The 12,481-nt window shown below is 61.5% G+C and carries 10 protein-coding genes; 8 read left to right on the top strand and 2 right to left on the bottom strand.

The window, feature by feature from the left end; translation table 11 throughout:
• Positions 1-4: 4 nt before the first annotated feature.
• Positions 5-406: a MarR family winged helix-turn-helix transcriptional regulator gene (locus G0P99_RS06365; protein WP_239059705.1), complete on the bottom strand. Its 402-nt coding sequence runs from the start codon at positions 404-406 to the stop codon at positions 5-7.
• Positions 407-527: 121 nt separating this feature from the next.
• Here G0P99_RS06365 and G0P99_RS06360 point away from each other — a divergent pair, with 121 nt between their 5' ends.
• The 8 genes from G0P99_RS06360 to G0P99_RS06325 all read left to right on the top strand — a co-directional run bounded on the left by G0P99_RS06360 (position 528) and on the right by G0P99_RS06325 (position 11,630).
• Positions 528-1,649 (top strand): substrate-binding domain-containing protein, encoded by a 1,122-nt coding sequence (locus G0P99_RS06360; protein WP_239059704.1) that lies wholly within the window; start codon positions 528-530, stop codon positions 1,647-1,649.
• A 136-nt stretch (positions 1,650-1,785) separates the two neighbouring features.
• On the top strand, positions 1,786-3,423 hold the full coding sequence (locus G0P99_RS06355) for a flotillin domain-containing protein (protein ID WP_164128555.1): 1,638 nt from the start codon (positions 1,786-1,788) through the stop codon (positions 3,421-3,423).
• Between the two features lie 62 nt (positions 3,424-3,485).
• Complete coding sequence (locus G0P99_RS06350; protein WP_164128554.1) at positions 3,486-4,709, top strand: ABC transporter substrate-binding protein; 1,224 nt, start codon at positions 3,486-3,488, stop codon at positions 4,707-4,709.
• A 110-nt stretch (positions 4,710-4,819) separates the two neighbouring features.
• The gene (locus tag G0P99_RS06345; RefSeq protein WP_164128553.1) at positions 4,820-5,686 is read left to right on the top strand and encodes a branched-chain amino acid ABC transporter permease; all 867 of its coding nucleotides are present in this window, start codon (positions 4,820-4,822) and stop codon (positions 5,684-5,686) included.
• Positions 5,686-6,723, top strand: a complete 1,038-nt coding sequence (locus tag G0P99_RS06340; protein ID WP_164128552.1) for a branched-chain amino acid ABC transporter permease — start codon at positions 5,686-5,688, stop codon at positions 6,721-6,723. The genes G0P99_RS06345 and G0P99_RS06340 overlap by 1 nt, the downstream gene beginning before the upstream one ends.
• The gene (locus G0P99_RS06335) at positions 6,716-7,432 is read left to right on the top strand and encodes an ATP-binding cassette domain-containing protein (RefSeq protein WP_164128551.1); all 717 of its coding nucleotides are present in this window, start codon (positions 6,716-6,718) and stop codon (positions 7,430-7,432) included. The genes G0P99_RS06340 and G0P99_RS06335 overlap by 8 nt, the downstream gene beginning before the upstream one ends.
• A gap of 1 nt (position 7,433) precedes the next feature.
• Entirely contained in the window at positions 7,434-9,824 is a 2,391-nt protein-coding gene (locus G0P99_RS06330) for an amidase (RefSeq protein ID WP_164128550.1), read from the top strand.
• 48 nt (positions 9,825-9,872) lie between these two features.
• Positions 9,873-11,630: an AMP-binding protein gene (locus G0P99_RS06325; protein ID WP_164128549.1), complete on the top strand. Its 1,758-nt coding sequence runs from the start codon at positions 9,873-9,875 to the stop codon at positions 11,628-11,630.
• Positions 11,631-11,784: 154 nt separating this feature from the next.
• On the opposite strand, the gene G0P99_RS06320 is transcribed toward G0P99_RS06325, so the two are convergent.
• Positions 11,785-12,426, bottom strand: coding sequence for a TetR/AcrR family transcriptional regulator (locus G0P99_RS06320; RefSeq protein WP_164128548.1), 642 nt, complete (start codon positions 12,424-12,426; stop codon positions 11,785-11,787).
• Between the last annotated feature and the right edge of the window lie 55 nt (positions 12,427-12,481).

Here is a 12,481-nt window from a genome sequence, read left to right as displayed (position 1 = left end):
CGACTCACATGATGCCTTGCAGCAGGCTGATCAATTTCTGCGAGTCGCTCTCGCCGAGCTGCCGCTGAATGCTGGCATCCTGATCTTCGATCTCGCACCGGATCTGCATCATGCGCTTGCGCCCAAGGGCAGTCGTCAGCACGTTGATCTTGCGATGGTCGGTCTGGGCGACCTGACGATGGACTAGACCGTCCGAGACCATGCGATCAACCAGTTTGGTCAACGCGGGCGGGTTCATCAGCACGATTTCGGCCAGTTCGCCCATGGTAAAGCGCTGGCCCGATTCCAGCGCTTCGAGCAGGCGCCAGGCCTCGATCTGGATGCCGTGCCCGCGCAGTCGCGCGTTGAGAGAGGCATTGATCCTGCGATGCGCGGCAGCCAGCGCATAGGATACCTGGTTGGTCATTGGTCTGTCGGGCTGATCCATGGGGCACTCGCTCGGTCTTTTGCCAGAATTTAATTGACTTGGAAAATAAATTCAAATGCAATGTGCGAATTCCCTGTCCGCGTGGAGGGGCGTGATCGACATGAACAGGTTTGCTGCCGAACTTTTCGTTCCGACCGAGCTGGCCGAGTTACGAGACGGCCCAATGACCGTCTCGCGCAGCAGCTATCGCATCGCCTTGCTGATCCCGCTTTGCGGCGCGGCCGGGCTGTGGGCGCCGTCTTGTATCTCTAGCGCCCAGGCGGCGGTGGAGGAGTTGAACCGCGGCAACGGGCTGAACGGGCGCAAGGTGCAGCTGATCATGATCGACGCCGCGCAGGAATCTAGCCTGCCGATCGAAGAGACGGTGAACGACCTGATCGAAAGCCGGTCGATAGATGCCATCGTGGGGATGCATATCAGTGCGATCCGCCAACGGCTGAGCAAGGTGGTGCGCCAACGCATCCCTTATATCTACACGCCGCTTTACGAGGGTGGAGAGACAACCGCCGGGCTGTTTGCCATCGGCGAGACGCCGGACGAGCAGCTAGGTCCGTCGATGGAGTTGATGCAACGCCAGTACCGCCCGAAAAGCTGGGCCCTGATCGGCAACGACTATGTCTGGCCACGGATGTCGCATCTGAATGCAAAGGCCAAGCTGAAGCAATTGGCGGTCAACCTCGCCTATGAGAAATACCTGCCCTTTGGGCTGAGCAACATGGCGCGGCATGTTGAGGATATTGCCATGTCGGGTGCAGAGGCGGTGTTGATATCGCTGGTCGGACAGGACGCGGTCGCATTCAACCGGGCCTTTGGCGCAGCCGGGCTGCACGACCGGATCGTGCGCCTGTCCTGTGCGGTCGACGAGAATGCTTTGTTGGCCAGCGGCGCGCGCAACAGCAAGCGGATGTTCGTGGCATCCTCGTATTTCGCGACTCTTCCAACCGAAGCAAATGCCGCCTTCAAGGAGGTTTATTACGGGCTGCATGGTGACCAGGCGCCGGTTCTGAACGCGTTGGGGCAATCCACTTATGAAGGCGTGCATTTTCTGGCCGGTCTGCTGCGGGAACAGCCCAGGACATGGCAGAACAAAAGCCATGGTGCCATGCCGCCGGTGATTCATCGCAGCGCGCGCCAACGGCAGGGGACAACCCGCCCGGACCGTGCGCAGATCTATCTGGCCAGAGCCGATGGGTTGAAATTTGAAGTTATTAATGCTTTCTAAAACAGTAACTTAGGCAATATTAGTTTCCTGTTCAATTTTTTACTTGAATTGGAAAATAAAATCTCTCACCGTTCATATAACAATTTCCGGCGTCCGTCGTGAGGTCAGGAAGACTGTATAACCGGGGAGAGAAACCGTGCTCTGGATCGCCATTCTGGTGCTTGCCGTACTTGTCTTGCTTGTCGGCATCTGGTTCCTGCAACGCTATTACGCCAAATCGACGCTCGACAGTGCGCTGGTGCGCACGGGCCTTGGTGGCCGACGGGTGGTGATCGACGGCGGCTGCATTGCGCTGCCGATCCTGCACCGGGTGCAGCGGGTGTCGATGGGGACGCTGAATTTCCGGATTTCCCGCACCGGCCGAGATGCGGTTCTGACGCGCGACCAGATGCGCGCCGATCTAAGCTTTGACTGCGAGTTGCGGGTCGCGCCGACCGAAGAAGGGATCGCCACGGCGGCGCAGGCTCTGGGCCACCGGATTGCCCGTGGGACAGACGGGCTCGAAGATGTGATGTCCGGGACGCTGGTAAACGCGATCCAGAACGCGGCGGCAACACGCAGCCTTGCCGAGATCCACCTGGACCGGGCGGGCTTTGCCGCCGATGTGGCCACCGTGATCGAGACACAGGCGGCAAGGCAGGGCCTGATGTTGGTGTCGGTTTCTCTGCTCCATGTCGATCAGAGTGATCTGACCCAGTGGAACGAGAACAATGCCTTTAACGCGCAAGGGATGCGGCGGCTGGCCGAGCTGGTAGCCGACCAGCGCAAGGCGCGTATCAAGGTCGAGACCGAGGCCGATATAGCCGTGCGCGAAAGCCAGTTGGCACAGCATCAGCGGGCACTGGAACTGAAACGGGCAGAGCGCGAAGCCGAAGTGGCGCAGCAGGAATACCTGGTCAAGCTCGAAGCCGAGGCGAAATCGCGCGAGGAGCAGGCGCGCGATGTTGCCCGCCTGATTGCCGAGACCGCAAGGATCGAAAACGACGGGCGGGTAAAGGCCAGCCAAGTAGAAAACGACGAGACACTGCGCAAGGCCGAGATGGCTGCGATCCTGTCGCTGGAGGAGGTCAAGATCGCCAATGGCATCCAACTGGCCCGCAGGCGTGCCGAAGAGGCCGAGGCCAAGGCCGCCGAGGAAGAGGCGCGTGCCAAGGTGCTGCTGGCGGCCGAGCATGTGCAGGCCCAGAAGGAGCGCGCCCAAGCCGAGCGCGAGCGCGAGATTTCCCGTCTGAAACAGGAGAAGGACAGCGAGCTGGAGGAGGCCCGCGTCAAGCGTGAGGTCGACACCCTGTTGTCACGCGCACAGGCCGAGGCGACGGCGGCGGCCAAGACGGCCGAGGGTGAACGGACCCGGATGGAGGCCGAGGCGGCCGGCCGCATGGCGTTGAACTCGGCCGAGAACACGTTGTCGGACGCGGTGATCCGGATGCGACTCGAAGAACGCAAACTCGACCGTATGCCCGAGATCATGACCCAGATGATGAAGCCGGTGGAAAAGATCGACTCGATCCGCATCAACCAGATCGGCGGCATCGGTGGGGGCGGCACCGGAGAGGGCGGCGTGGACGGCGCCTTTGGCGCGGCGATGGACCAGATTTTGGGCATGGCGGTACGCCTGCCTGCGATGAAACAGATGGGCGAAGAGATTGGCCTGGATTTCGACGCCAACCTTGCCGGACGGACGGCGGATTACGCCAACCGGATCAAGGGCAAGACCGGCGAACGCCCCAGCCAGCGCGATATCGAGCGCGACGAGCGCGACAACGACAAATGAAGCAAGGACGCGGAACGACATCCGCGCATGACACCAAGACAGACAACACGGAGGTAAGTGGGATGACTATAAACAGACGGAATTTCCTGGGCGCGACGGCAGCAATGACGGGTGCGGCGATGCTGCCCCGGGCGGTGCTGGCGGCCGATACGATCAAGCTAGGCTCGATCGTCGACACCTCGGGCATCTTCGACGCCTATGGCAAGCCGATGGACATGGCGCTGCGCCTGGCGGTGAACGAGATCAACGGCGCAGGCGGGCTGCTGGGTCGCAAGATCGACGTGATGGCCTATGACACCCAGTCGGATATGGCGCTCTATTCTCAATACGCCCAGCAACTGACCCGGCAGGACAAGGTTGATGTGGTGCATGGCGGCATCCTCAGCGCCTCGCGCGAGGCGATCCGCCAGACCATGCGCAAGACCAAGACGCTGTATTTCTACAACGTCCAGTACGAGGGCGGCGTTTGCGACCGCAACATCTTCTGCAATGGTCTCACCCCCGCGCAGCAGGCCGAGGTGCTGGTGCCCTGGGCGATGAAGGAGGCGGGCGGCAAAAAGGTCTATACGCTGGCCGCCGATTATAACTATGGCCAGATCACCGCGCGCTGGATTGAGAAATACGTCCGCGATGCCGGGGGCGAGGTGCTGTCGACCGATTTCTTCCCGCTCGACGTAGCTGATTTCGGGGCGACCATCGCCAAGATCCAGACCGCCGCGCCCGATCTGGTGATCGCGCCGCTGGTGGGCGGAGCGCATCTGAGTTTCTTCCGGCAATGGGCGGCCTCGGGGATGAAGGACAAGATCCCGCTGGCCTCGACCACGCTGGGTGTGGGCAACGAGCACAAGGTGCTGACCCCCGAAGAGGGCAATGGAATCATGGTGGCCTATTCCTATAGCCAGGACCTCGACACACCGGCCAACACTGCCTTCAAGGAACGGTGGAGCGCGGCATATGGCGATCCCAGCGCGCTGCACGAGCTGGCAATCTCGACTTATTACGGTGTTCACACGTGGGCCAAGGGTGTCGAGATGGCCGGTTCAGTCGAGCGTGACGCGGTAATTGCGGCGCTGGAAACGGGCGTGTCGTATGACGGACCGGCGGGCAAATACACCGTCGACCCCAAGACGCATCATGCCACGGTTGATGTGCATCTGATGAAGTTCAAGGACCAGAAGATGGACGTGGTGGAAACCCTTTCGCAGCGCCCGCCGATCGATACCCAGGCGGTGTGTGATCTTGAGGCCAACCCGGACGACAACACCCAATACGAAATCCAGATCTGACGTTTCTGCGGATCTGAGGCGGGGTGGCAAATGCCACCCCGTCCCGAACTCCCCTCCGGCGCAATGGCCGGGGGCGGCCCCTGCACGCGCAAAACAGACCGAAAGACACGATGGACCTTTCATTCGTCATACTGGTGGAGATGCTTTACGCCGTTGCCTCGCTGATCCTGATCGGGGCGGGGCTGGCGGTGGTTTTCGGCATGATGAAGGTGATCAACCTGGCCCATGGCGAATTCATGATGATGGGCGGCTATGCCACCATCACTGCCGTGAACCTCGGCGTGAACGTCTTTGTTGCCATGTTGATCATCGCGCCGCTGATCGTGGGTCTGATCGGGCTGGTGGTCGAGCGACTGGTGATCCGGCATCTGTATGGGCGGCTGGTCGACACCATGCTGGCGACCTGGGGGCTGAGCCTGTTTTTCATCGGCATGACCACGATGATCTTTGGCAATACGACCACCGGGATTTCTACGCCGATCCCCGGCTTCGCGGTTGGTAGCTACCAGATCAACGGATACAACTTCTTCATCATCGTGGTGTCGGTGCTGCTCTTGATTGGCATTCTTGCGGTGCTCAAGACCACCCGCGCCGGGCTGGTGGCGCGGGGTGCGATGCAACGGGCGGATATGGCCGCGTCGCTGGGATACAGCCCCGACCGGATCTATATGGCGACCTTCTTCTGCGGCTCGGCGCTCTCGGGTCTGGCGGGCGCGGTGCTGGCGCCGCTGGTGGGTCTGGTGCCCACATCGGGCGGTGCCTATATCGCCAAGGCCTTTATAACCGTCATCGCGGGCGGGCCGTCGTTGGTGGCCGGGCTGCTGTCGAGCGCCGGGTTCTTCGGCATCGTCAGCCAGATCTTTACGTTTGCCATATCGCCGGTGATTGGCGAGGTCGCGTTGCTGGTGGCGGCCGTCATCCTGCTGCGGCTGCTGCCGCAGGGCATCACCGGGCGCTTCCTGAAGGGGAGGCTGTGATGACCGGCAGCCTGTCGCGCGACATGATCCTGACCATCATCGTTTCGGCCATCCTGATCTGGATCATGCCGTTGATGATCGCGACCTATACGCTGACCGTGCTGGTGATCTACGGCATGCTGGGGCTGAGCCTGGGGCTGATCTGGGGCTTTGGCGGCATCCTGTGCTTTGGCCAGGCAGCGTTTTTCGGGCTCGGCGCCTATACCTATGCGATCGCCGCAATCAACATCGGCGAAAGCACGGTACCGATGATCCTGGCCGTGCTGGTGCCTGCGATCTTTGCGGCACTTCTTGGCGCGATGATGTTCTATGGGCGCCTCACCGATGTCTATCTGGGCGTGATCACGCTGGTGGTGACACTCATCCTCTTCAAGTTCATGAACTCTACCGCGGGACCGCAATATGTGATCGGCAAGGCGCGGATGGGTGGGTTCAACGGCATTCCCGGTTTTCAGACATTGAACGTGCCAGGCGACCCGGACGCCTATATCTGGGGTGACGCCTATTTCTATGTCTGCGCGGTGGCGCTGGCGATAGTCTTCGTGCTTGTCTCGGCCCTGCTCCGGTCAAGCTTTGGGCGCGTCGCGGTTGGTATCCGCGAGAACGAGACCCGGATCGCGCTGATGGGCTATGACGTGCGGGCACGCAAGACGGTGCTGTTCGCCGTGGGTGCGGCGATTGCCGGGCTGGCAGGCGCGCTGTTCGCCAACTGGGGCGAGATCGTCACGCCGAACCTCTTTTCCCTAAGCCAATCGGCCGAGATCATCATCTGGTGCATCGTCGGGGGGCTTGGCACCCGGTTGGGGCCGATCCTGGGTGCGGCTGGGCTCGCCTATCTCAAGTTCCTGCTGGGGCAGCAAAGCATGATCGACAACACGCTGATCATGGGGCTGATCCTGGTCCTCTTCGTACTGTTCCTGCCGCGCGGCATCGTGCCTGCGCTGGCCTCGCTGTGGCGGATCAGCTTTGGCCGCCGCCCGCTGGGACGTATCCACCAGGTCCGCCGGACCCGCAACAGGGAGGGGACAGGTGGCTGAGATCGTTCTGGAAACCCATGCATTGACCATGCGCTTTGGCGGGGTGACCGCCGCTGACAACGTGAATTTCAAGCTGCGCGCACGCGAGTTGCGGTGTCTGATCGGGCCCAACGGTGCCGGAAAATCCACGTTTTTCAAATGCGTGACCGGATTGCAGACCCCGACCGAGGGGCAGGTGTTCATGCGCGGGCACGAGACCACCCACTGGATGCCTCATCAGATCGCCTCGCTGGGGGTGGGCATCAAGATGCAGACGCCCAGCGTGATGGATAACCTGAATGTTTTCGAGAATATCTGGCTGGCAGCCCGGCGGTTCTATCCCTCTGACGAGGCGGGCCGGAAGACGACCGAGATGATCGAGCGGCTGGCGCTGGGTCCGATTTCGCGCAGTACGCTGGGGCAATTGGCGCATGGCGAGCGGCAGCGGGTCGAATTGGGCCTGGTCGCGGTGGCCGACCCGTGGCTGGTACTGCTCGACGAACCGGCGGCGGGAATGAGCGCCGAGGATGTGGACCGGATGACCGGCATCATCCGCGAGCTGAACAAGACCGCCGCAATCGTCATCGTCGAGCATGACATGCAATTCATCCGCTCGATCGCGGAACAGGTGACGGTGTTTCACCAGGGCGCGGTGCTGATGGAGGATCATGTGGACCGGGTGATGGCCGATCCACAGGTGCGCAATGTCTATCTGGGAAAGAAGGCCTGACATGGCGGAAGACGTAACCATGACGCTAGAGGTCAAGGGCCTGTCCGGGGGTTATGGCAAGGTGCCGATCCTGCACGGCATCGACTTTGCCGTCGCCGAGGGCGAGGTGGTCGGCATTCTGGGCCACAACGGAATGGGCAAGACCACACTCTTGAAAACGCTGATGGGATTTCTGCCCGCAACAGCGGGCAGCGTACGGTTCCATGCCGCCGAGATTACCCGCATGGCGCCCTATGAACGCGCCGGGCTGGGGTTGGGGTATGTGCCGCAGGGCAGGGGGATTTTCCCGCAGTTGTCTGTGCGCGACAACCTGCGCTTTGCCTGGCACGACTATTCCGGCGCCTCGGAACAGGATGTGATGGAGAGCGTGCTGGCTGATTTCTCGCGCCTGCGCCCGCTTTTGGATCGCGACGGCGGCGCGCTGTCGGGGGGCGAGCAGCAATTGCTGGCGCTGGCGCGCTGCCTGATGGGTGATCCGGATTTCCTGCTTCTGGACGAGCCGACCGAGGGCATCCAGCCCTCGATCATCGAGGAAATGGCCGAAACCCTGCTGAAACTGCGCCGCAACCGGGGTTTCTCGGTGCTGCTGGTCGAGCAGAATTTCGACTTTATCGCCGATCTCAGTGACCGGGTACTGGTGCTGGAACGGGGCCGGATCGCAGGCGAATTGAGCCGCGCCGACCTGAGTGATCAGAACAAGGTGGATCAGTTCCTTGGCTTTGGCGCGGCCCGGTCGACACGGGCACAGGGTGCGGTCACCAGATCCGCGCCGCCATCTTCGCCGCGATCCGTGGCTGAGATGCCGTCATTCCCGACTGGCACCGGGCCGCGCCGCGACCCGGCCAAACCGCAAACCCATATCACCTCAGCGGGGACCGCAATGAGTATCAGACGCCCTACGCTTGCCCAGATGCGGTCCATGGCAGACCGTTTCGGCATGAGCCTGTCGGATCAGGACCTGATGGAATACACCCAGATCATCGAACCCTATATGCAGGCCTATGACCGGCTCGACGCGATGCCCGATTACCTGCCCGAGGTGCGCTATCCACGGTCTCCCGGGCATTTCCCGGACCCGTCGGAAAACCCGCTCAATGCATGGTATGTGAAAACCGAGGTACGTGGCGCGCCGGACGGGCCGCTGCGCGGCAAGCGGATCGCGATCAAGGATACGATCTGCCTGGCAGGCGTTCCGATGATGAACGGCTCGTCGATCATGGAAGGCTATACGCCCGAGATCGACGCCACGATTGTCACCCGGATGCTGGATGCCGGTGCGGTGATCGCCGGCAAGGCGCATTGCGAGAATTTCTGTCTGTCTGGCGGGTCGCATACCAACGCCAAGGGCCCGGTCCACAACCCGTGGAAGCGCGGCTATATGGCGGGTGGCTCTTCCAGTGGCTCGGCGGCCTTGGTGGCGGCAGGCGAGGTCGATATGGCGATCGCCGGGGATCAGGGCGGGTCGATCCGCATTCCTGCGTCCAACTGCGGGGTTTACGGCATGAAGCCGACCCACGGGCTGGTGCCCTATACCGGGGCGATGCCGATCGAACAGACGATCGACCACCTTGGCCCGGTAACCAACAACGTGGCGGACAATGCGCTGTTGCTGGAGGTGTTGGCCGGGGAAGACGGGCTTGATCCCCGGCAATACAAGCCCAAGGTCTACCGCTATACCGAGGCCCTGGGCCGGGGTGCGCAGGGGATGCGGATCGGCGTGCTGAAAGAGGGTTTTGCCCATCCCAATTCAGAGGCCGACGTGGACCAGAAGGTCATGCAGGCCGCCGAGCGGTTCCGCGAGCTGGGCGCGCGGGTCGAGGAGGTGTCGATCCCCGAACACTATACGGCGATGGACGCCTGGACCGCGATCACGCTCGAAGGGCTTCAGGACCTGATGATGTGGGGCAACTCGACCGGCACCAATTATCGCGGCCTTTTCCTGCCCTCCATGACCGACCACATGGCGCAATGGCGCAACCGGGCCGATGAGCTGAGCCATTCGCTGAAGGCCTGCATGTTCGTCGGCGAGCATTTCCAGAGCCAGTATCGCGGACGGTTCTATGGCAAGGGCCAGAATATCATGCGCAAGGTGAACGAGCGTTACCTTGCCGCGCTGAAGCAATACGACCTGCTTTTGATGCCGACCCTGCCGATCAAACCGCAAGAGATCCCGCCGTCCGACTGCTCGATCAGCCTTTACGTTCAGCGGGCGTTCGAGATGGTCCCAAACACCGCGCCGTTCAATGGCGGCCTGCCCGCGATGAGCGTACCCTGCGGGCTGAGCGAGGGGCTGCCCATCGGGATGATGCTGGTGGCTGGCAATTACGGCGAGATGAAGATTTACCAGGCGGCACATGCTTTTGAGCAAAGCGGCGATTGGCGTGCCATGTGACCAGACGGGGTGAACTGACTCATCCGGGCCATTCAAGGGAGGCGGAGAATGTCGATCCTGAGCGAAAGTTTATCCAGCCGGATTTCTGGCTGGGATACAACCACCGAAACGGCGCCTGAAACGCTCGCCCCTCAGGGCGGGATGTCCTATGTCCGGGGGCCGTCGAGTCCGCCGCTGACCTATATCACCATTCCGCAACTGCTGCGCGAGGCGGTGTCGCGCTTTGGCCCGCGCGAGGCGCTGGTGTTTTGCGAACAGGGCATCCGGCTCAGCTATTACGACCTTGATCGGGCGGTCGACGAACTGGCCTCGGGTCTGCTGGCAATGGGGTTGGAAAAAGGCGACCGGGTCGGCATCTGGTCGCCCAACCGGTTCGAGTGGGTGCTGACGCAATTCGCCACGGCGCGGATCGGCGCGATCATGGTGAACATAAACCCGGCCTACCGGTTGGCCGAGCTGGAGTATGCGCTCAACAAGGTGGGCTGCAAGGCGCTGATCTGTGCCCGCGCGTTCAAGACATCGGATTATGTCGGCATGGTCAGGCATCTGGCGCCCGAGCTGGACAGCGCGGCGCCGGGGCGGTTGCATTCGGCCAAGTTGCCACATTTACGCAGCGTGGTGGTGATGGGCGATGAACCGGTTGCCGGCACCTATTCCTTTGAGGCGTTGCGCCGGTTGGGCGGACCGGCCCAGCTATTGCGCCTGCCAGCGGTGGACCGGACGCTAAACCCGGACGACGCGATCAACATCCAGTTCACCTCGGGCACCACCGGCAGCCCCAAGGGCGCAACCCTGTCGCATTACAACATCGTCAACAATGCCCGCTTCGTGACCGGGCGGATCAACCTGACCGAGACCGACCGGCTGGCTATTCCGGTACCGCTTTACCACTGTTTCGGCATGGTCATGGGGGTGATTGGGGCGATCAGCAAAGGAGCGGCCATGGTGTTCCCGGGCGAGGGATTCGATCCTGTGGCGACGCTTGATACCCTGGAGCGCGAGCGCTGCACCGCTGCCTATGGCGTGCCGACGATGTTCGTTGCGATGCTAGAAGGCTTGGAATCCCGCCCGCGCGACTTGAGCGCGATGCGGACGGGCATCATGGCGGGTGCGCCGTGTCCCATCGAGGTGATGCGGCGGGTCAATTCCAAGATGAACATGGCCGAGGTCACGATCTGTTACGGTATGACCGAAACGTCGCCGGTATCGTTCCAGAGTTTCGTCCACGACCCGATCGACAAGCGTTGCGAAACGGTGGGCCGCGTGCATCCGCATCTCGAGGTCAAGCTGGTCGGGCCGGATGGCGATATCGTCGCTGTGGGCGAGAAGGGCGAGTTGTGCACCCGCGGCTATTCGGTGATGAAAGGGTACTGGGAAGATGCGGCCAAGAGCGCCGAGAGCATCACAGATGGCTGGATGCATACCGGCGATCTGGCGGTGTTCGATGACGAAGGGTTCTGTACCATCGTCGGGCGGGTGAAGGACATGATCATCCGCGGCGGTGAGAACATCTATCCGCGCGAGATCGAGGAGTTCCTGATCCGTCACCCCAAGGTCAGCGATGCGCAGGTGTTCGGCATCCCCGACGAGAAGTTCGGCGAAGAAGTCTGTGCCTGGGTCACGGCCCGGCCTGGAGAGGCGCTGAATGCCGACGAGCTGCGGACATACTGCCAAGGCCAGATCGCGCATTACAAGATCCCGCGCCATTTCCGCGTGGTCGAGGAGATGCCGATGACGATCACCGGAAAGGTCCAGAAATTCGTGATGCGTGAAAAGACCATCGAGGAGCTTCGGCAGTCGCGCTAAGGCAAGCTCCGGTGCGGCAGTGCTCATTTGGATTGGTGGAAATCGGCGATGCGCCAAGATTGGGACGCTGACGTGTCAGCGCCCTCGGCCCGGGCTGCTGGTAGGGTGGCTTGGTCCGCAATGCGTTCCGGTCAACTAGACCCTTGGATAACATTCAGGGATCTATGCAGACCATGCGCATTATGGTTTCGATGTTAAAGGCCAACCGTTCCTCCAATGCCTCGGGGGCCATCAGGTCCCGCTGAAAGACAATCGAGCCTGTGAAACGGTTGGTCAGGTAGTAGTACCCGATCGCGGCGATCGTGATGTTCAGTTGTACTGGGTCGATTCCGGGGCGAAAGGTGCCTTCCTCCACGCCCCGATCCAGAAGCGCGCCGACCATGCCGACGAAGCGTTTGAACAGATTCTCGATCTTGTCGGACTTCTTCAAATGGCGCGCTTTGTGGAGGTTTTCGCTGTTCACCAATGTGATGAACTCCGGATTCTTCAGGTAGTACTCCCAGGTAAATCGGATCAGTTTTTCAAGCGCGTCGCGGGCCGGCAGATGTTCCAGTTTCAGCGCCTGCTCGGCGGTTCGGATATCGGTATAGGCCTCTTCCAGAACGATTCGGAACAAATCTTCCTTGTTACCGAAGTAGTGATAGATCATCCGCTTGTTGGCCTTTGCGCGGTCGGCGATTTCATCAACGCGCGCTCCTCCCAGACCACTCTTGGCGAACTCTTTCTTGGCGGCGGCGAGTATCCGTGCCTGCGTTGCATCCGCATCGCGAACTTTCTTCGTTGTTTTCACTGCCATGTCTCCACCGCGCCTTGTGATTTTCTCTACGCTTGATGTCCGTTCCCGCCCGGCC

This window comes from Ruegeria sp. PrR005 (assembly GCF_010500245.1).
GTDB lineage: Bacteria > Pseudomonadota > Alphaproteobacteria > Rhodobacterales > Rhodobacteraceae > Ruegeria_B > Ruegeria_B marisflavi.
This window is presented reverse-complemented; position numbering and strand designations above follow the sequence as displayed.